This window comes from Streptomyces sp. (genome assembly GCF_036566765.1).
Taxonomy (GTDB): Bacteria; Actinomycetota; Actinomycetes; order Streptomycetales; family Streptomycetaceae; genus Streptomyces.
On sequence record NZ_DATCVQ010000680.1, the window covers coordinates 1 to 21,314 of the forward strand.

General features: G+C 72.1%; 14 protein-coding genes and 1 pseudogene. 13 read left to right on the plus strand and 2 right to left on the minus strand.

The genetic code is table 11. The features are described 5' to 3' along the window. The 8 genes and pseudogenes from VIU94_RS39410 to VIU94_RS39445 all read left to right on the plus strand — a co-directional run. Positions 1–694 (plus strand): amidohydrolase family protein (locus tag VIU94_RS39410; RefSeq protein ID WP_331919566.1); only part of this gene is annotated, 694 nt, incomplete at its 5' end. A gap of 17 nt (positions 695–711) precedes the next feature. Further along, a complete protein-coding gene (locus VIU94_RS39415) occupies positions 712–1,731 on the plus strand; it encodes an agmatine deiminase family protein (protein ID WP_331919568.1) in 1,020 nt (339 codons plus the stop codon). A 53-nt stretch (positions 1,732–1,784) separates the two neighbouring features. Further along, positions 1,785–2,309, plus strand: coding sequence for a hypothetical protein (locus VIU94_RS39420; protein WP_331919570.1), 525 nt, complete (start codon positions 1,785–1,787; stop codon positions 2,307–2,309). 87 nt (positions 2,310–2,396) lie between these two features. After that, positions 2,397–2,942, plus strand: a complete 546-nt coding sequence (locus VIU94_RS39425; protein WP_331919590.1) for a TetR/AcrR family transcriptional regulator — start codon at positions 2,397–2,399, stop codon at positions 2,940–2,942. Positions 2,943–3,017: 75 nt separating this feature from the next. Continuing rightward, positions 3,018–4,340, plus strand: a complete 1,323-nt coding sequence (locus VIU94_RS39430) for an MFS transporter (RefSeq protein ID WP_331919572.1) — start codon at positions 3,018–3,020, stop codon at positions 4,338–4,340. Positions 4,341–4,660: 320 nt separating this feature from the next. Beyond that, a complete protein-coding gene (cimA, locus tag VIU94_RS39435) occupies positions 4,661–6,277 on the plus strand; it encodes a citramalate synthase (RefSeq protein WP_331919574.1) in 1,617 nt (538 codons plus the stop codon). A gap of 64 nt (positions 6,278–6,341) precedes the next feature. After that, positions 6,342–8,633 (plus strand): annotated as a pseudogene (locus tag VIU94_RS39440) (glycoside hydrolase family 3 N-terminal domain-containing protein); the annotation flags it as partial. A gap of 87 nt (positions 8,634–8,720) precedes the next feature. Then, a complete protein-coding gene (locus VIU94_RS39445) occupies positions 8,721–10,067 on the plus strand; it encodes a hypothetical protein (RefSeq protein WP_331919576.1) in 1,347 nt (448 codons plus the stop codon). Between the two features lie 32 nt (positions 10,068–10,099). On the opposite strand, the gene dnaN is transcribed toward VIU94_RS39445, so the two are convergent. Both dnaN and VIU94_RS39455 read right to left on the minus strand, forming a co-directional pair. Then, positions 10,100–11,203, minus strand: coding sequence for a DNA polymerase III subunit beta (gene dnaN / locus VIU94_RS39450; RefSeq protein WP_331919578.1), 1,104 nt, complete (start codon positions 11,201–11,203; stop codon positions 10,100–10,102). 194 nt (positions 11,204–11,397) lie between these two features. Then, a complete protein-coding gene (locus VIU94_RS39455) occupies positions 11,398–12,015 on the minus strand; it encodes a YceI family protein (RefSeq protein WP_331919580.1) in 618 nt (205 codons plus the stop codon). A 256-nt stretch (positions 12,016–12,271) separates the two neighbouring features. Between VIU94_RS39455 and VIU94_RS39460 the strand changes: the two genes are divergently transcribed. The 5 genes from VIU94_RS39460 (at position 12,272) to VIU94_RS39480 (ending at position 21,234) form a co-directional block, all read left to right on the plus strand. Then, positions 12,272–12,781, plus strand: a complete 510-nt coding sequence (locus VIU94_RS39460; protein WP_331919582.1) for a hypothetical protein — start codon at positions 12,272–12,274, stop codon at positions 12,779–12,781. Between the two features lie 152 nt (positions 12,782–12,933). Continuing rightward, entirely contained in the window at positions 12,934–16,770 is a 3,837-nt protein-coding gene (locus tag VIU94_RS39465) for an endo-alpha-N-acetylgalactosaminidase family protein (RefSeq protein WP_331919584.1), read from the plus strand. A gap of 130 nt (positions 16,771–16,900) precedes the next feature. Further along, complete coding sequence (locus VIU94_RS39470; RefSeq protein WP_414721085.1) at positions 16,901–19,249, plus strand: polysaccharide lyase 8 family protein; 2,349 nt, start codon at positions 16,901–16,903, stop codon at positions 19,247–19,249. 152 nt (positions 19,250–19,401) lie between these two features. Next, complete coding sequence (locus VIU94_RS39475; RefSeq protein WP_331919586.1) at positions 19,402–20,985, plus strand: acyl-CoA carboxylase subunit beta; 1,584 nt, start codon at positions 19,402–19,404, stop codon at positions 20,983–20,985. A gap of 57 nt (positions 20,986–21,042) precedes the next feature. Continuing rightward, positions 21,043–21,234: an acyl-CoA carboxylase subunit epsilon gene (locus VIU94_RS39480; RefSeq protein WP_331919588.1), complete on the plus strand. Its 192-nt coding sequence runs from the start codon at positions 21,043–21,045 to the stop codon at positions 21,232–21,234. The last annotated feature ends 80 nt before the right edge of the window (positions 21,235–21,314 follow it).

The following is a 21,314-nucleotide window of genomic DNA, read 5'->3' on the forward strand; positions in this document are numbered from 1 at the left end:
CCGGATCCGGGCCGGGACGATGGGCGCGGAGGACGTCCTGCACGACCTCGGCGCGATCGGGATCACCTCCTCCGACGCGCAGGGGATGGGAAGGGCCGGCGAGACCGTACGCCGGACCTTCGCCATGGCCGGCAAGATGAAGGCCGAGCTCGGCCCGCTGGACGGCGACGGCGCGCACGACGACAACGCACGCGTCCTTCGCTACATGGCCAAGCTCACCATCAACCCCGCCATCGCCCACGGCCTCGCCCACGAGGTCGGCTCCGTCGAGATCGGCAAGATGGCCGACATCGTGCTCTGGCGACCCGAGTACTTCGGCGCCAAGCCGCAGCTGGTGCTCAAGTCGGGCTTCCCCGCGTGGGGGGTCGTGGGCGATCCGAACGCCGCCACCGACACCTGCCAACCGCTCGTCCTCGGACCGCTGTTCGGAGCCCACGGGGCCACCCCGGCCGACATCTCCGTGGCGTTCGTCGCGCAGGCCGCCGTCGACCTCGGCGCGGACAAGATGCCGACCCGGCGCCGCCGCGTCCCGGTCCGCGGCACCCGCGGCATCGGCCCCGCGGACCTGCTCCTGAACTCCCGCATCGGAGCCGTCGCCGTCGACGGCCGGACCGGTCTGGTGTCGCTCGACGGCGACCCGATCCGCTCCGAGCCCGCCGACTCGATCTCCCTCAACCGCCTCTACTTCCTCTGATCCCCTAGGACCTCTCCATGACCTACCGCATGCCCCCCGAGTGGGCCCCGCACGAGCGCACCTGGATGGCCTGGCCCGGCCCCAACCCCACCTTCACCAACGACGAGGAACTGGCCGAGGCCCGCGCCGCCTGGGCGACCGTGGCCCGCGCCGTACGCCGGTTCGAGCCGGTGACGGTGGTGCACGGCCCCGGCCAGGGCGAGTCGGCGCGCGAGCTGCTCGGCCCGGACGTCGAGCTGGTGGAGCGCGAGCTGGACGACGCGTGGATGCGCGACATCGGCCCGACGTTCGTCAAGGACGAGCAGGGCCGGCTGGCCGCCGTGGACTGGGTGTTCAACGGCTGGGGCGCCCAGGACTGGGCCCGCTGGGAGCACGACTCCAAGATCGCCCGCCATGTCGCCGATCTGGCCGAGGTGCCGGTGCTGTCCTCGCCGCTGGTGAACGAGGGCGGCGCGATCCACGTCGACGGCGAGGGCACGGTCCTGCTGACCGACACCGTCCAGCTCGGCTCGGGCCGCAACCCCGAGTGGACCCGCGAGCAGGTCGAGGCGGAGATCCACGCCAAGCTCGGCACCACCAAGGCGATATGGCTCCCGCACGGCCTGGCCGGCGACTACGGCATGTACGGCACCCAGGGCCACGTCGACATCGTCGCGGCCTTCGCGAAGCCGGGCACCGTGGTCGTGCACAGCCAGCAGGACCCGGCCCACCCGGACCACGTCCGTTCCCAGATGTACGTGGAGATCCTGCGCGGCCAGACCGACGCCAAGGGCCGCGCCCTGGAGGTCGTCGAGATCCCCGCCCCCACCGTCCTCAAGGACGAGGAGGGCGACTGGGTCGACTACTCGTACATCAACCACTACCTGTGCAACGGCGGCGTGGTGCTGTGCGGCTTCGACGACCCGAACGACGAGATCGCGGCCGGCATCTTCCGCCGGCTCTTCCCGGAGCGCACGGTCACCCTGGTCGACGCCCGGGCGATCTTCGCGGGCGGCGGCGGCATCCACTGCATCACGCAGCAGCAGCCGAAGGTCTGACCGGCCCGGTAACCCCTTGGCCATGGCCGCGGGCTGTGTGACAGCCTGCGGCCATGCCGCTGATCGAGGACCCGAGCCGCGCCTATGCGCTGGAGATCATGTACTCCGTGCCGGACGACGCCTGGTACCTGGAGCTGGAGCACGTCGTCGACCAGCGGACGGTCATGACCGCGATCGTCCCCGACGAGGACCCGGGGCGGGAGCCGACCGTGTGCGTCGACCCGGTCTCGGGGCACCATCACGTCCCGTACGACGTCGTGCGCTGGTTCATGGGGCACGTGGAGTGCGAGATCGAGTCCTCGCGGGGCTGGATGGCGCTGCGGCCCGAACTCGTCGCGGTCGTCAGGCAGTTGCGGGAGATGGACCGGGACGGGGAGATCCGCGGCGACTTCGCCGCGCTTCGGGTTCTGCTCGCCGGGGTCCTCGCGCCCGAGGACCTGGCCCTGGTCGCCGACGGCGCCTTCGGCGAAGGCTTCGCAGAAGCCGCGGCCGGCGAGCCCGGTCCCGACGAGGTCCGGGAGCTGCGTGTCCGCATGACCGACTGGGGCTGGGAAGCCCCGCCGAAGCCGATCGGGTAGAACGTACGAGTGACCCGCACGAATCCCACCGCCCCCCGCCGGCGGCATCAGGCCGCCCCGCCCCGCGAGGACGTCCTCGCCGCCGCCATGGACACCATCGCCGAGCGTGGGCTCGAAGGGCTGACCATGGCCGGGCTCGGGCGGGACGTCGGGATGAGCAGCGGGCACCTGCTCTACTACTTCCGCACCAAGGACGAGCTGCTGCTGCAGACCCTGGAGTGGAGCGAGGGTCGCCTCGGCGTCGAGCGCAGCGCACTGCTCTCCCGGCCCGGCACGGCGCGCGAGCGGCTCGACGGGTACGTGGACGTGTACGTGCCCACTGCTCCGCGCGACCCGCACTGGACGCTCTGGCTGGAGGTCTGGAACCGGTCGCAGAACGCCGACGACGACGCCCGCCACCGGCAGGCCGCCATCGAGGGCGCCTGGCACCGTGACCTGGTCGCGCTGCTCGCCGAGGGCGTCTCGCGCGGCGAGTTCCGCCCCGTCGACCCCGACCGGTTCGCCACCCGAATGCGCGCATTGCTCGACGGTTTCAGCGTGCACGTCGCGGTCGGCATCCCCGGCACCGGGCGCGAGCAAGTCCTGGACCACGTACGCGAGTTCATCGAGTCCGAGTTGCTCCCGCGACCGTAAGGCACGCAAGTACTCCCGATCGTTGCGTGCTACACCCTTGTTGCGCCCGTGTCACGTCCGGCACGGTTCCGGTCCATGGGACGAGAGCACTGGAAGAAGATCTGGGTCGGTTCGGCCGGCAACATGGTCGAGTGGTTCGACTGGTTCGTGTACGCGAGTTTCGCGACGTACTTCGCGGGGGCGTTCTTCCCCGAGGGCAATGACACCGCCAAGCTCATGAACACCGCCGGCATCTTCGCCGTCGGCTTCTTCATGCGGCCGGTCGGCGGCTGGCTGCTCGGCCGGGTCGGCGACCGCAAGGGCCGCAAGGCGGCGCTCACTCTGACCGTCACCCTGATGTCCGCCTCCGCCGTGCTGATCGCGATCGCGCCCACGTACGCCGTCGCCGGATACGGGGGCGCGGCCGTGCTGCTGATCGCCCGTCTGCTGCAGGGCCTGTCCGTCGGCGGCGAGTACGCCGCCAGCGCCACGTACCTCACCGAGGCGTCCGCGCCGCAGCACCGCGGCTTCGCCTCCAGCTTCCAGTACGTGTCGATGACGGCGGGTCAGATCGTGGGCCTGGGCCTGCAGATCGTGCTTCAGCGCACCATGTCCGCCGAGGCGCTGCACAGTTGGGGCTGGCGCATCCCGTTCATCGTCGGCGCGCTCGGCGCGGCCGTCGTCTTCTATCTGCGCCGCAACATGCTGGAGACGGAGGTGTACGAGGAGACCGCCGACGCCGGCGTCGAGCAGGGCGAGCGCGGCACCCTGAAGGCGCTGTGGGCGCACAAGCGCGAGGCGTTCCTCGTCATCGCGCTCACCATGGGCGGCACCGTCTCCTACTACACGTACACCACGTATCTGACGAAGTACCTGTCCAACTCCGCGGGGCTGCCCAAGCAGACGGCGACCCTGGTCTCCTTCTGCGCGCTGATCGTGTTCGCCTGTCTGCAGCCGCTCGCGGGCCGGCTGTCCGACCGGATCGGCCGTCGCCCGCTGCTGATCACCTTCGCGGTCGGCTCCACGTTCCTCACCGTGCCGATCATGACGATGCTCCAGCACGCGGGCTCCTTCTGGCCGGCCCTGGGCCTGTCCCTGCTCGCCCTGGTCGTCGTCACCGGCTACACCTCGATCAACGCCTGCGTGAAGGCGGAGCTGTTCCCGACCGGCGTGCGGGCGCTGGGCGTGGCCCTGCCGTACGCGATCGCCAACGCGCTGTTCGGCGGCACCGCCGAGTACGTGGCGCTCTGGTTCAAGGACGCCGGGGTCGAGTCCGGCTACTACTGGTACGTCGCGGGCTGCGCGGCCGTCTCCCTGATCGTCTACCTGGCGATGCGGGAGACCCGCGACATCGACCTCGCGCGGGTGGGCACGGCCTCGGCTTCGCCCGCCGAGCCCGCGCCGGTCAAGGCCGGCTGACCGCGGCGGCGCTCACGATGCGGGCCCTGCCCGCATCGTGAGATCGCGGTCCCGGGCGTCGTGGGGGTGTGGCAGACTGCGGACGTGCTTGCTACCACCATGATTATGGAGTAGCGCGCCGGTCCGCAGTGACCGCTGAACCGTGGCTCTACCCCCGCGGCAGTGGACACCGTGCCCCAGACCCGCGCGCAGACCTCTCGCACCCGCGAGGGGTTTTTTCGTTTTCCGGCCCCACCACGGCCGGCGACGTCCGCGCGCGAAAATGGGGGCAAGTGGATCCATACCTTCCGGAGCCACATCCGACAGGAGCCAACACAGTCATGAGCACGGAGACCGACGAGACCTCGCGCGTCGACGACAGCTTCCACGTCTTCGACACCACGCTGCGCGACGGCGCGCAGCGCGAAGGCATCAACCTCACCGTCGCCGACAAGCTGACCATCGCCCGGCACCTGGACGACTTCGGCGTGGGCTTCATCGAGGGCGGCTGGCCCGGCGCCAACCCGCGGGACACGGAGTTCTTCGCCCGCGCCCAGCAGGAGATCGACTTCAAGCACGCCCAGCTGGTCGCCTTCGGCGCCACCCGCCGCGCGGGCGGCAACGCCTCCGAGGACCCGCAGGTCAGGGCGTTGGTCGCGTCCGGCGCGCCGGTGGTCACGCTGGTCGCCAAGTCGCACGACAAGCACGTGGAGCTGGCGCTGCGCACCACGCTGGAGGAGAACCTGGAGATGGTCCGCGACACCGTCGCGTACCTGCGCTCCCAGGACCGCCGGGTCTTCGTCGACTGCGAGCACTTCTTCGACGGCTACAAGGCCAACCCGGAGTACGCCAAGGACGTCGTCCGCGCCGCGTACGAGGCCGGGGCCGACGTCGTCGTCCTGTGCGACACCAACGGCGGCATGCTCCCCGCCCAGATCCAGGCCGTGGTCGCCACCGTGCTCGCCGACACCGGCGCCCGGCTCGGCATCCACGCCCAGGACGACACCGGCTGCGCGGTCGCCAACACCCTCGCCGCCGTCGACGCCGGCGCGACGCACGTCCAGTGCACCGCCAACGGCTACGGCGAGCGGGTCGGCAACGCGAACCTGTTCCCGGTGGTCGCCGCCCTGGAGCTCAAGTACGGCAAGAAGGTGCTGCCCGGGGGCGCGCTCGCCGAGATGACCCGGATCTCGCACGCCATCGCCGAGGTCGTCAACCTCACCCCGTCCACGCACCAGCCGTACGTGGGCGTCTCCGCCTTCGCGCACAAGGCCGGGCTGCACGCCTCCGCGATCAAGGTCGACCCGGACCTCTACCAGCACATCGACCCCGAGCTGGTCGGCAACACCATGCGCATGCTGGTCTCCGACATGGCCGGCCGGGCGTCCATCGAGCTCAAGGGCAAGGAGCTGGGCGTCGACATCGGTGACGACCGCGAGCTGGTCGCCCGGGTCGTCGAGCGGGTCAAGGAGCGCGAGCTCAAGGGCTACACGTACGAGGCCGCCGACGCCTCCTTCGAGCTGCTGCTGCGCGCGGAGGCCGAGGGCCGGGCCCGCCGCTACTTCCGCACCGAGTCCTGGCGCGCGATCGTCGAGGACCGGCCCGACGGCACGCACGCCAACGAGGCCACCGTGAAGCTGTGGGCCAAGGGCGAGCGGATCGTCGCCACCGCCGAGGGCAACGGCCCGGTCAACGCGCTCGACCGGGCGATGCGGGTGGCCCTGGAGCGGATCTACCCGCCGCTGGCCAAGTTCGAGCTGGTGGACTACAAGGTCCGCATCCTGGAGGGCCGGCACGGCACCGAGTCGACCACCCGGGTGCTGATCACCACGAGCGACGGCAACGCCGAGTGGGCGACGGTCGGCGTCGGCGAGAACGTGATCGCCGCGTCCTGGCAGGCGATCGAGGACGCGTTCACGTACGGGCTCCTCCGGGCGGGAATCGACCCGGCCGAGTAGCTCGTCGTATCGCGCAGCGCGTCGTACCGGCCCTGCGGGGTCGGTACGCCCCAGCATGTGCGGTATGGGTAGTAGTCATACGTTCCGCACGGTTGCGCCTCGCGCGGCGCGGGCCAGGACGGCGGCGGCCGGCGCGACCGTCGCCGCCGTCCTCACCGGCTGCCTCACCGCGTCGACCACCACGACGGCGGCACAGCCCGCCACCGGCCCGGTACGGGTCACCGCGCCCCCGGTCACCACGGTGTCCGAGGGCGGCACCGCACAGGTCCCCCTCGCCCTGGAGGCCGACGGGCCGCTGCGCCGCCCGGTGACCGTGCGCTGGAGCACGGACGCCCCGGCCCGCCGGGCCGCCGGGTCCGCCGCTGCTGCCGCCGGCCGGGACTACCGGGCCGGCGCCGGCAGCGTCACGTTCCCCGCGGGCAGCGCGCCCGGGGCCGTGCGGACCGTCTCGGTCCGCACCGTCCGCGACGGCGCCGCCGAGACCGCCGAGGCGGTCCGCGTCGGGCTCGACGTCACCGGGGCCGCCGGGCCCGCCGCCGACCCTCTCGTCGTGGTCGACGCCCACGAGCTGCCGTACCTCGACCGGAACCTGCCGGTCAAGCAGCGGGTCGCCGACCTCCTCGGCCGGATGACCCTCGCCGAGAAGACCGGGCAGATGACCCAGGCCGGCCGGAACACCCTGGCCGCCCACGACGACATCACCTCGTACGGCCTCGGCTCGGTCATCTACGAGGGCGAGGCGGACGACAAGCCCGCGCAGGACGCCGCGGGCTGGCGCAAGGTGACGGACGAATACCAGTGGTACACACGTGCCACCAGGCTGCAGATCCCGCTGCTGCTCGCCACCGACGCCGTGCACGGCCATGCCTTCGTCAAGGGCGCCACGGTCATGCCGCAGAACATCGGGCTCGGCGCGACCCGCGACCCCGCCCTCGTCGAGCGGCTCGCCGCGATCACCGCGAAGGAGGCCCGGGCCACCGGCATCGCCTGGAACTTCGCGCCCTGCGTGTGCGTGGTGCGCGACGTGCGCTGGGGCCGCACCTACGAGTCCTTCGGCGAGAGCCCCGACCTGGTCACGCAGATGGCGGTCGCCGTCCGCGGCCTCCAGGGCGCGCCCGACGGCCGGGACCTCGACCGCAACGACAAGGTCCTCGCCACCGCCAAGCACTTCATCGGCGACGGCGGCACCGCGTTCGGCTCCGGCCGGCCCCCGTACACCATCGACCAGGGCGTCACCCGGATCGACCGGGCCGATCTTGAGACCCTCCACCTCGCCCCGTTCCGCGCGGCGCTCGAGCGCGGCGCGGGTGCGGTCATGCCCTCCTTCTCCGCGCTCGAACTCACCGGCGAGCGCAGCGGGCCGGTGAAGATGCACTCCCACCAGGAGATGATCGGCGGCCTGCTCAAGCGGGACATCGGCTTCCGGGGGATCGTGGTCAGCGACTGGGAGGCCGTCGACCAGATGGACGGCGACGCGGTCAGCGATGTGCGCAACGCGGTCAACGCCGGCATCGACATGAACATGGCCCCGCTGACGTACAAGGAGTTCGGCCGGATCGTCCGGGACGAGATCGCCGCAGGACGGATCGCGCTCTCCCGGATCGACGACGCCGTCTCCCGGATCCTGGAGCAGAAGTTCCGGCTCGGCCTCTTCGAGAAGCCGTACGCCGACACCGCCAACCTCGCCTCGGTCGGCTCGGCCGCGCACCGGGCCGTCGCCCGCGAGGCCGTCGGCCGGTCCCAGGTGCTGCTGAAGAACAGCGGGCGGGTGCTGCCGCTGCGCACCGGGCAGCGGGTGTACGTGGCCGGGTCCAACGCCGATGACGTCGCCAACCAGTCGGGCGGCTGGACCATCGGCTGGCAGGGCGCCTCGGGCCGGTCGCTCCCCGGCACCACCATCCTGCAGGGCATCCGCAACGCGGCCCCGGGCGACCAGGTGACCTACTCCGAGGACGCCTCCGCGCCCACCACGGGCCACGACGTGGGCGTGGTCGTCGTCGGAGAGGTCCCGTACGCGGAGGGCAGGGGCGACGTCGGCGTCCAGGGTCACGACCTGGAGCTCTCGGACGCGGACAAGCAGGCGGTGGACCGGGTGTGCGCGGCCATGAAGTGCGCGGTCCTGGTCGTCTCCGGCCGCCCGCAGCTCATCGGCGACCGGCTCGGGGAGATCGACGCCCTGGTCGCCTCCTGGCTGCCGGGCAGCGAGGGCGACGGGGTCGCGGACGTGCTCTACGGCCGCCGGGGCTTCACCGGCCGGCTCCCGGTGAGCTGGCCGAAGTCGGCCGACCAGCTCCCGCTGACCGCGGACCGGAGCCCGTACGACGCGCAGTTCCCGTACGGCTGGGGGCTGACGACGAGGGCGATGGCGGGCTGACGTACGGGACGGCGGCGCGGTCTTTCCTGCCGAATGTCTGAAGTACCCCATATCGGGTAATCCGGGGGTATGAGGATGAGGTGGGTATCCGTGTCGGCGGCCCTGGCGGGCCTTGCCCTGCTGCTGCTCGTGCTCCTGGCGCCCGGTGCGGGCGCCAGGGCCACAGGCATCCAGGACGCGGCCGCGGCCCTGAAACAGGGCCCGGTCTACGTCCACCCGGACGCGGCCGACCAGCTCTCCGCGGCCCAGGCCGATGCGCTCGCGCAGAAGATCGAGAACGCCGACAAGCCGGTCTTCGTCGCCGTCCTCCCGGACACCTCCGAGTTCCCCGAGCAGAACCTGCTGCGCAATCTGCGCACCCAGACCGGGGTGACCGGGCTCTACGCGGTCCGGCTCGGCGACGCCTTCGACGCGGGCGCCGACCGCTCGGTGATGTCGCGCGACGCGGTACAGAACCTGGTGACCGCGGTCGACCAGCCCGGGGTGGACGCCAATACCGAGCTGAACAACTTCGTCGACCAGGCCCTGCCGACGGTCGGCGGCTCAGCCCCCGCCTCCTGGAGCGGCGGCTCTGCCTCCGATTCGGACGGCGTCCCCGTGGGCGGCCTGGTCACCCTCGGCGCGGTCCTGGTCGCCGGCGGCGCGGGCGCGTACGCGGTCGTCCGGCGCAACCGGCGGCGCAAGGAGGAAGAGGAGCGCGAGGCCCTGGACAAGCTCCGGGTCGTCGTCGACGAGGACATCACCTCCTTCGGCGAGGAGCTCGAACGGCTCGACTTCCACCCGGCCGAGAAGAACGCCACCGAGGCGATGCGCGGCGACTACGAGCGCTCCCTCGACGCGTACGACCGGGCGAAGTCGCTGATGGGCTCGGCCCGGCATCCGCACGATGTGCGCGAGGTGACCCAGCAGCTGGAGGACGGCCGCTGGTCGCTGGCCGTGCTCGGCGCCCGCCGGGAGAACCGGCCGGTGCCGGAGCGCCGTCCGCCGTGCTTCTTCGACCCGCGCCACGGCCCTGCCGTAGCGGACCGGACCTGGACCCCGGTCGGCGGCGCCGAGCGCGAGGTCCCGGTCTGCGCCGCCGACGCGGCCCGCCTCGACACCGGCCAGGACCCCGAGGCCCGCACCGTCGACACCGCCAACGGCCGCCGCCCGTACTGGGAGGCCGGCCCCGCCTACGGCCCCTGGGCCGGCGGCTACTTCGGCGGCGGCCTCCTCCCCGGCCTCCTGGTGGGCACCATGCTCGGCTCGATGCTCTCCACCCCCGCCTACGCCTCCGAGTACGGCGGCAGCGACTTCGAGGGCGGCGACGTCTCCGGCGGCGACTTCAGCTCCGGCGACTTCGGCGGCGGCGACGGCGGCGGCTTCGGCGGCGGGGACTTCGGCGGCGGCGGCGACTTCGGCGGGGGCGGGTTCTAGGCCGACGGTCAGGCCGACGGCCGGACCGGCGGTCAGACCAGCGGGGGTTTCACCGACATCAGCAGGTGGTGGTGGGTCGGGGCCGTGGCGTCCGTGATCAGGGCGCGTTGGCCGGGGCCCAGGAGGTGGAAGTGGATCTCCGGGGTGTCGAAGGAGGTCAGGGCGTCCTGGAGGTAGGCGGGGTTGAAGGCGACCGTCATCGGCTCCGCGCTCGTGAGCGTGGCGGGCAGGCGCTGGGAGGCTATGTCGTCCTCGTAGCCGGCGCGGAGGTTCAGGGAGTCGCGGGTGAACTCCAGCTGGAGCGGGCTGCCGCCGTCGGCCACCACGGCGACCCGCTTCACGGCCTCCAGCAGCGCGGCGCGCTCCGTCGTGGCGGAGACGGGCTCGCCGAGGGCGAAGAGCTTGTCGTGGCGGGGGAGCCGGCCGTCGAGCAGCCGGGTCGTCGTGCGCATCCGGCCGCTCTCGAAACCGGCCGAGCCGGCGTCCAGGGAGAGCCGGACCGGGCCCGCTCCGGCCAGGGACCGGGCGATCTCTGTGAGCCGGCGCGCGGGGGCGACCACGTCCGCCGTCCGCTCCGCCCCGGACTCCGGCTTCCACTCCAGGGTGCGCAGCGCGTAGCGGTAGCGGTCCGTCGCCGCCAGCGTCATGACCTCGCCGTCGAGGGCGAGCCGTATCCCGGTCAGTACGGGCAGCGACTCGTCCCGCCCCGCGGCCACCGCCACCTGCGCCACGGCCGCCGCGAACGCGTCCGCGTCCACGACCCCGCGGTGCTCCGGCAGGGCGGGCTGCGCCGGGTAGTCGTCGAGCGGCAGCAGCGAGAGCCCGAAGCGCGCGTCCCCGCCGGTCACGGCGAGCCGGGCGCCCTCCACGGCCAGCTCCACCGGCCCCCGGGGCAGCACCTTGCAGATGTCGAGCAGCCGTCTCCCGAGGACCAGCGCCCGCCCCGGTACGGCGACGTCCGCGGCGGCCTCGGTCCGCGCCGACGCCTCGTGGTCGAGGCCCGAGACGCGCAGCCCCTCGCCCTCGGCCTCCAGGAGCAGCCCGCCGAGCACGGGCACGGGGGAGCGGACGGGCAGTACGCGGGCGGCCCAGGCCACGGCGTCGGTCAACACGCTGCTGTCGATGCGCAGTTCCATGCCCGCGATGGTGGCAGGGGGCACTGACAACGCCCCGGGGGCTGTGGAAGAGCCCGAGGGAAAGGCCCGAGGGAAAGGCCCGAGGAAAAGCCCGAGGAAAAGCCCGAGCGAAACGCCGAGCGCCCGCCTTCCGCTTCGTCGCGGAGGGCGGGCGCGCTCGTGTCGCAGGAGGGACTGCGATCAGGTCAGTCCGATCAGGCGGCGTTCTTGATCGCGGAGATGTCGAAGTTCAGCTTGACCTTGTCGCTGACCATCACGCCGCCGGTCTCCAGGGCCGCGTTCCAGGTCAGGCCCCACTCGGAGCGCAGGATCTCGGCCGAGCCCTCGAAGCCGACGCGCTCGTTGCCGTACGGGTCCGTCGCCGTGCCGTTGAACTCCAGGTCGATGGCGAGCGGCTTGGTCACGTCCTTGATGGTGAGCTCACCGGTGATGCGGTACTTGTCGCCGCCGAGCTGCGCCGCCTCCGTGGAGCGGAAGCGCATGACCGGGAACTGCTCGGCGTCGAAGAAGTCGCCGCTGCGCAGGTGACCGTCGCGGTCCGCGATGCCGGTGTCGATCGAGGCGATCTTGACGTCGATGGCGGCGGAGGAGGCGGCCGGGTCGGCGCCGTCCAGCGTCAGCGTGCCCTCGTGCTCGCCGAAGGTGCCGCGGACGTTGGTGACCATGGCGTGGCGGACGGTGAAGCCGATGCTGCTGTGGGCCGGGTCGATGCTGTACTCGCCGGTCAGCGCGGCCAGGGCCGGGTCGACCGGAAGGGTGGCGACGGCGGTCGCGACGGCGGTGTCGGTGCTCTTGCGGTTGAACAGGCCCATGACGTTCTCCTTGATCGGATTCCCTGGATCGGGTCTTGTTGAAGCTTCAACGAGATCGACCATAGACCTATTCCGTTCAACTTTCAACATCTGGATCCGAACGTCACCCGGACGGCCCCGAGCCGACACCCGACCGGCATCCAGGCCCTCTGGCGGACGCGCGTAGCGCTGCGGCACCATCTCCCTGCGCGACGAGCACGAGCACCACCTGCACAGCCGTCCCCCATCGACACGGTCAATCGCAGGAGGCACCCCGATGAAGTACCGCTCCGTCCTGACCGCCCTCGCGCTGGTCCTCGGCGCCCTCTTCGCCCCAGGCTTCGGCGTCCTGTCCACCGCCACCGACGCCCACGCCGTCACCAAGATCAGCCACGCCACCGCGACCTCGATGTTCCGCTCCTCCGGAATCACCTGGTCCTCGTCCGGCGGCTGCTCCGACCGGAACAACCCCAGCTGTACGTCCTTCGAGCAGCTCAACCTCGCCACCGCCAAGGGCGCCCAGACCCTCAAGAGCGCCAGCGGCTGCGCCCTGAACATCACGGGCGGCACCGAGACCGGCCACGCGGGCGGCACGTACTCGCACTGGAACGGCTACAAGCTCGACTTCAGCAAGTACACGTGCGTCGGCAACTACATCCGGAACACCTTCACCTACATCGGCCTGCGCGGCGACGGCGCCCCGCAGTGGAGGTCCGGCGCCGGCAACGTCTACGCCGACGAGGGCAACCACTGGGACGTGACCTTCTACAACTGCGGCGGCTGCTGACCCGAAGGCCGCGCCACGGCACCTCTGAGGTCACCTTCAACCAACCCTCTCCGGTCGTCACTTGGACTAACCGGAGGGGGTTGTTGGACTGGCGGGGCCCGCGGGGCGCGATCGCGTTGACGGTGCCCTGTCAGAGGGGCCAACTAGTGGCCATGTCCCTCCCCAAGTCGCGAAGAATCCGTGCGGCCTGCGCGCTCGCCGCCGCCTCCTCCGCCGTTTTCGCCCTGGCCGGGCCCGCCCTCGCCCAGGACCCCGCCGCCCAGGACGGCAGTGCCGCCATCGCCTCCGACCTGCTCACCGTCTCCGTCGCCGAGGACTTCCCCCGGGTCCTGTCGTACACCGACCGCGGCACCGGCGCCCGGCTCCTCGGCAGCACCGCCCCGGTCACCCGGGTCGTCCTGAACGGCGCCTCCTACGCCGTGCAGACCAAGGGCGCGCCCGTCCTCACCGCGTCCTCCGCCGCCTACACCCTCGTCTTCCCCGACCTGCCCGGCGTCGAGATCGACGCGCGCCTGAGCGTCAGCGGCCGGGCCGCCACGTTCAAGGTCACCGCCGTCCGCGACACCGAGGCCCTGCGGGTCGGCACGATCGACATCCCCGGCCACGACCTGGTCTCCGTCGGCTCCGCCGACACCGGCGCGAAGACCGCCTTCACCCGGCTCGACCCGGACTCCACCCGGACCGCCGACGTCTTCGCCGAGATCACCGGCGCGACCGCGCCCGAGGCCGCCCCCGTCGGCGCGAGCTACGCGATCGTCAACACCGGCTCCCTCGCCGCCGCCGTCGAGTCGAACTCCAGCTACGACAAGCCCTCCGGCGCGAGCGCCCGCGACGGCGCGCGCTTCTGGCACCAGGCCCGCAAGAGCGCGACCGAGACCCGCGTCGGCGTCTGGTCCGGCCAGTGGACCTACCGCGGCGCCGGCGCGACCCAGCCCGAGAGCGGCGAGAACCTCCCCTGGGCCAAGGTCGTCGTCACGCCCGACGCCAACGCCGACGGGAAGACGGACTGGCAGGACGGCGCGCTCGCCTTCCCCGCCATCGGGATCAAAGCCCCGGGCGGCGAGCAGACCCCGGACCGGGTGATCGCCCACATCCCGTTCAACTTCGCGTCCAACGCGACCCACCCCTTCCTGCGCACCCTCGACGACGTCAAGCGGGTCTCCCTCGCGACCGACGGGCTCGGCCAGTTCACCCTGCTCAAGGGGTACGGCTCCGAGGGCCATGACTCCGCCCACCCCGACTACGGCGGCAACTACAACAAGCGGGCCGGCGGCCTCACCGACCTCAACACCCTCCTGAAGGAGGGCAAGAAGTGGGGCTCCACGTTCGGCGTGCACGTCAACGCCACCGAGTCGTACCCCGAGGCGAAGAACTTCAGCGAGACCCTCGTCGACAAGTCCAAGCCCGGCTGGAACTGGCTCAATCAGAGCTACTACATCGACCAGCGCCGCGACATCAACAGCGGTGACCTGGCCCGCCGTTTCAAGCAGCTGCGCGACGAGACCGACCCCAACCTCAGCACCCTGTACATCGACGTCTACTACACGCACGGCTGGATCGCCGACAAGACGCTGCAGGCCGTGCAGGGCCAGGGCTGGAACGTCGCCACCGAGTGGTCCGAGAAGTTCGAGCGCGCCTCCCTGTGGTCCCACTGGGCCAACGACCTGAACTACGGCGGCGCGACGAACAAGGGCCTCAACTCCCAGATCGTCCGCTTCATCCGCAACGGCGAGAAGGACGTCTGGAACAACCACCCGGTCCTCGGCCAGACCGCCCTGGAGGACTTCGAGGGCTGGACCGGCGAGACCGACTGGAACCGTTTCTACGCCAACATCTGGCAGAAGAACCTGCCCGCCAAGTACCTCCAGCAGCAGCGCATCACCCGCTGGGAGGGCAACGAACTCGCCTTCACCGGCGGCGTCCGCGGCGCCGTCGAGAACGGTCGCCGCGCCTTCTACGAGAACGGCCGCAAGGTCCTCGACGGCGAGGACTACCTGCTCCCGTGGGACGGCGGCAAGAAGCTCTACCACTACAACAAGACCGGCGGGAAGACGAGTTGGGCCGTCCCCGGCACCGGCTCCTACACCGTGTACCGGCTCACCGACAACGGCCGGGTCAAGACCGGCACGGTCACGCCCAGCCGCGGCCGGATCAGCCTGACCGCCACCGCCGGGCAGCCGTACGTCCTGTACCCGACGGCCGCCGCCCCCGAGGCCCGCGACCCGCGCTGGGGCGAGGGCGCCCCGGTCAAGGACCCCGGCTTCAACGACCGCGCCCTCACCGCCTGGACGAAGTCCGGCACCGTCGCCCGTGACACCGACGCCCAGGGCCGCAACAGCGCGAAGCTCACAGGCTCCGCCGCCGCCTCGGTCCGTCAGCAGGTCAACGGTCTGACCCCCGGCGCGCGGTACACCGCCTCCGCCCTGATCGAGGTCGAGCCCGGCAGGACCCGCCCGACCACCCTCTCCATCGGCGGGAAGTCCGTCACCGTGACGCGCTCCGCCATCGAGGACCGGGTCGCCGCCTCCGACTGGAACGGCACCCGTCTGCAGCGCGCCAAGGTCACCTTCACCGCACCGGCCAACGGCGCCACCCCGCTGCGGATCGAGGCCGCCCAGGGCAGCGACGCCGCCGTCCGGATCGACGACGTCCGCATCGTCGCCAACGACCCGGCGACCAAGGCCGGGGCGGCGGTGTACGAGGACTTCGAGGCCGTCGACCAGGGCTGGGGCCCCTTCCTCAAGGGCGACTCCGGCGGCACCACCGACCCGCGCACCCACATCGCCCAGCTGCACGCCCCGTACACCCAGGCCGGCTGGAACGGGAAGCTGATCGACGACGTCCTCGGCGGCGCGGAGTCGCTCAAGTCGCACGACGAGAACAGCGGCCTGGTCTACCGGACCGCGCCCTGGACCGTGCCCATGCAGGACGGCCGTCGCTACCGCGTCGAGTACGACTACCAGTCCAGCCACGCGGGCGCGTACGAGTGGGTCACCGGCTACGACCGCGCCAACGGCAACGGGTCCGTGGAGACCCGCCGCACCCCCATCGGGCAGCAGCGCACCACCGGGCACTTCGCCGAGACGGTGACCGCCGGCTGCGGCGACACCTGGACCGGCCTGCGCAAGCGCGCCGACGCCCCCGACGGCGCGGACTTCGTGCTCGACGCCTTCACCGTCACCGACCTCGGCCCGGCCCCCGAGAAGGCCGCCTGCGGCACCCTCGGCATCACCGCCCCGGAGACCCTGGAGCCGGGCCGCGCCAACGAGGTCGGCGCGGTCTTCGGCAACGACGAGGTGAGCGCCGCCGAAGGGGCCCGGGCCACCCTCACCCTGCCCGAAGGCTGGACCGCCGAGCCGGCCACGCCCGTCGCCCTCGGCTCCGTCGCGGCCGGCGGGAAGGCCACCGCCACGTGGAAGGTCACGCCGCCGGTGGACGCGCCGTACCGCTCGTACCCGCTCGGCGCGACCCTCACGTACACCGTCGGGGGAGAGACGCGGACGCTCACCGCCGCTGCCCCGGTGCGCACCCTGCCCTCGCCGCCCACCGCGGACGCCTGGGCGAGCGACCTGGAGTGGACCTCGGCCGCCAATGGCTGGGGGCCGGTCGAACGCGACGGCTCCAACGGCGAGACCGGCACCGGCGACGGCGGCCCGCTGCGGATCGGCGGAGTGACGTACGCCAAGGGCCTGGGCAGCCACGCCCCGGCCAAGGTCCGCTACTACCTGGGCGGGAGGTGCACCTCCGTCACCGCCGAGGTGGGCGTGGACGACGTGCAGACCAGCCGCGGCACCGTTCAGTTCAGCGTGCTCGCCGACGGGGCCGAGAAGGTGAAGTCCCCGGTCCTCAAGGCCACCGACGCGGCCTGGGCGCTGACCGCCGACGTCACCGGCGCCTCGTACGTCGACCTGGTGGTCGGCGACGGCGGCGACGGGAACGGCAACGACCACGCCGACTGGGGGAACGCCCGCTTCCACTGCGCCGGTTGACCCGGCGCGGACCGGACGGGAGAAGGTGGAAAGCGCTTGCGCCGCGCGCGGTCGTGCTCATTGATTGCGTCGGAGAGAGGGTGTTACACCGGGCCGATCGGTTTCCCCGACTTCCCCCCGGGAGGCTCCCGTGCCCATTCCCGTCTGGTCCCGCCGTACCTTCCTCGGCACCGCCTCCGGCGCCGTCGCCGCTCTCGGACTCCCGCTGCCCGCCGCCCGGGCGGCGGAACCCGCCGACCCGACCGAGGAGTTCGCGGCGCTGCGGCGGCGCTGGCTCGACATCCAGCTCGGCGCCGGCTTCGACGCCGGTGCCGAGCCGTACGCCTCCCGGCTGCGGGAGACCGGTGACCTCGCCCGCACGTTCCGGGCCGCCATGGCCCCCACCGACACCTCCCTCTGGCCGGACCGTTCCTTCGACCCGCCGTCCGGGATCACCGCGAGCTACAGCCGACTGTGGACGATGACCCAGGCGTACCTCCAGCCCGGCACCGGATCCACCGGCGACCCCGGCCTCCTCGCCGACGTCCTGCGCGGCCTCGACCACCTCTCCGCGCGGATCTACAACACCACCACCACCCGCTACGGCAACTGGTGGGAGTGGCAGATCGGCAGCCCGCGCCTGCTCATGGACATCGTCGCCGCCCTGTACGAGCTCCTCGGCGCCGACCGGATCGCCGCCGCCTGCGCCGCCGTCGACCACTTCATCCCCGACGCGATGCTGACGGACTACAGCGGCACCTCCACCGGCGCCAACCGCGTCGACCTCTGCCGCTCGGTCGTGCTGCGCGGCGTCCTCGGCGCGAACCCCACGAAGCTCGCCCTCGGCCGAGACGCCCTCAGCCCGGTCTTCCCGTACGTCACCAAGGGGGACGGGCTCTACGCCGACGGCTCGTTCGTCCAGCACACCTGGGTCGCCTACTCCGGCACGTACGGCCAGGTCATGCTGGACGGCCTCGGCCGGCTCTTCGCCCTGCTCGCCGGTTCGACCTGGGCCGTCGCCGACCCGAACCGGCAGGTCATCCTGGACAGCGTCGAGCACGCGTACGCGCCGCTGATCCACAACGGCCTGATGATGGACAGCGTCAACGGCCGCGCCATCAGCCGCGGCATGCCCCGGAACGACCCGCGCAACGTGATGCGCTCCGATCACTTCCACGGCCAGGGCATCATCGCCGCGATCGCCCTGCTCGCCGGCGGCGCGAGCCCCGCCGAGCGGGCCCGCTGGCACGCCCGGGTGAAGGGCTGGATCGAACGGGACACCGTCGCGCCGATCCTGTCCGCCCCCCAGTTCGGCGTCGCCGACCTGGCCCGGCTGCACGCCGTCGCGGCGGACCCCGTCCCCGCCGCGCCGGAGCCCGTCGGCCACCGCCTGTTCGCCGCCATGGACCGGGCCGTGCACCGCCGTCCCGGCTGGACCGCGAACATCGCCATGGCCTCGGAGCGGATCTCGTACTACGAGTGCGGCAACGGCGAGAACCCGCGCGGCTGGCACACCGGCGCCGGGATGCTCTCCTGGTGGGGCCCCGGCGCGGACGCCGACGCCCAGTACACCGACTGGTTCTGGCCCACCGTCGACTTCTACCGGCTGCCCGGCACCACCGTGTCCACCAAGCGGCTCGCCGACCGGGCGGGCGGCGAATGGGGCGCGCCCAAGCCGGCCGTGAGTTGGGTCGGCGGGACTGCCGACGGCGAGTTCGCCGCCGTCGGCCAGCACCTCAAGGGCCTTGGCTCCACCCTGGAGGCCCGCAAGTCCTGGTTCTGCGTCGCCGACGCGATCGTCTGCCTCGGGGCCGGCATCACCGCGACCGACGGCGTGCCCGTCGAGACGGTCGTCGACAACCGCCGGCTCGACGGGGACGGGACCCAGCGGCTCACCGTCGGCGACCGCTGGGCCCACCTCGAAGGCCACGGCGGCTGGATCCTGCCCGGCGGCACGGCCGCGCTGCGCACCCTGCGCGAGGACCGCACCGGCGCGTGGAGCGACATCAACACCACCAGCTCCACCGAGCGCCGCACCCGCCGCTACCAGACCCTGTGGCTCGACCACGGCACCGACCCCACCCGAGCGGAGTACGCCTACCTGGTGATGCCGGGAGCCTCCGCGCGCACGCTCGCGGCCCGCGCCGCCGAGGAGGACTGGCTGGAGATCCTCGACAACACCGCCGACCGGCAGGCGGTCGCCGTCCCCTCCCTGGGGCTGACCGCCGCGAACTTCTGGCGGGCCGGTACGGTGGGACGCCTCACCGTGAGCGCCCCGGCGAGCGTTCTGCTCCGCCGGAGCCGCGACAGAGCCGTCCTGAAGATCGCCGAGCCGCCCCGGACCGGGCAGCCGCTGGAGCTGGTCTGGGACCGCCCGGTCGCCCGGGTCGTCTCCCGAGACCCCTCGGTGGAGGTGCTCGCCACCGGCCGCACGCTGCGGCTGCGGATCACTCCGGGCACCGCGGGCGCCACGCATGGCTGCCAGGTGGCGCTGCACTGACATCTGGAGGAACCCCACAAGGCCGGGGGGTACCCGACTGTCGTATCGGGTCCCTCGGCCGACGGTTCTGTCCAGCTCCACCAGGATTCGGCGCGCGAGACTGTACGGAGTCGACGGCGGGATTTTCTTGCGCCTGTTCGTAGGGTCGGTACATGACCGTTGTGGACCAGATCCCGAGCGAGCCGACCGACGCCCGAGGCCGAGTGGCCGAGCTGCACGCCCTGCGCGAGCAGGCGATGCGCGGCCCGAGCGACCGAGCGACCGAGGCGCAGCACGCGAAGGGCAAGCTGACCGCGCGGGAGCGGATCGCGCTGCTGCTCGACCCGGGTTCCTTCAACGAGGTCGAGCAGCTGCGCCGGCACCGCGCGCAGGGCTTCGGCCTGGAGGCCAAGAAGCCGTACACCGACGGTGTCGTCACCGGCTGGGGCACGGTCGAGGGCCGCACGGTCTTCGTCTACGCGCACGACTTCCGGATCTTCGGCGGCGCGCTGGGCGAGGCCCACGCCACCAAGATCCACAAGATCATGGACATGGCCATCGCGGCGGGCGCGCCGCTGGTCTCCCTGAACGACGGCGCCGGCGCCCGTATCCAGGAGGGCGTCTCGGCGCTCGCCGGCTACGGCGGCATCTTCCAGCGCAACACCCGGGCCTCCGGTGTCATCCCGCAGATCTCGGTGATGCTCGGCCCGTGCGCCGGCGGCGCGGCCTACTCGCCCGCCCTGACGGACTTCGTCTTCATGGTCCGCGAGACGTCCCAGATGTTCATCACCGGACCGGACGTGGTGAAGGCGGTGACGGGCGAGGAGATCACCCAGAACGGCCTCGGCGGCGCGGACGTGCACGCCGAGACGTCCGGTGTCTGCCACTTCGCCTACGACGACGAGGAGACGTGCCTCGCCGAGGTGCGCTACCTGCTGTCGATGCTCCCGCAGAACAACCGGGAGAACCCGCCGCGGGCGGAGTCCACGGACGCGGCGGACCGGCGCGGCGACGTGCTGCTCGACCTGGTCCCGGCGGACGGCAACCGGCCGTACGACATGACCAAGGTCATCGAGGAGATCGTCGACGACGGCGACTACCTGGAGGTCCACGAGCGCTGGGCCCGCAACATCATCTGCGCGCTGGCCCGGATGGACGGCCAGGTCGTCGGCATCGTGGCCAACCAGCCCTCCTCGCTCGCCGGTGTCCTGGACATCGAGGCGTCGGAAAAAGCTGCGCGCTTTGTCCAGATGTGTGACGCTTTTAACATCCCGATCGTCACTTTCCTGGACGTCCCCGGGTTCCTTCCGGGTGTCGACCAGGAGCACGGCGGAATCATCCGCCACGGCGCCAAGCTGCTGTACGCGTACTGCAACGCCACCGTGCCGAGGATCTCCCTGATCCTGCGCAAGGCGTACGGCGGGGCCTACATCGTCATGGACAGCCAGTCCATCGGCGCGGACCTCACCTACGCCTGGCCGACGAACGAGATCGCGGTGATGGGTGCCGAAGGTGCCGCCAACGTCATCTTCAGGCGTCAGATCGCCGAGGCCGAGGACCCCGAGGCCATGCGGGCCCGCATGGTCAAGGAGTACAAGTCCGAGCTGATGCACCCGTACTACGCGGCGGAGCGCGGCCTGGTGGACGACGTGATCGACCCGGCGGAAACCCGCGAGGTGCTGATCCGGTCCCTGGCGATGCTCCAGTCGAAGCACGCCGACCTGCCCTCCCGTAAGCACGGCAACCCTCCGCAGTAACCCCGCGGACCCTCCGCGACACCCTCGCGGAAACCTCTCTCACGGAGACTGTGACCTATGAGCACCCCTGACATCCGCGTCGAGAAGGGCCACGCCGAGCCCGAGGAAGTCGCCGCCATCACGGCGATCCTCCTGGCCCGCGCGGCCGCCCAGCCCTCCGAGACCCCGGCCCACCGAGGCCGCCCGAAGGCCGGCTGGCGCCGACTGGAGCGGGAGCCCGGTTTCCGGGCGCCGCACAGCTGGCACTGAGGGTCTGACGCCGACAGCCCCGTCCTCCGATGGAGGGCGGGGCTGTGGTGTGTCCGGGAGTCCGAGGACGCCCTCCAGGG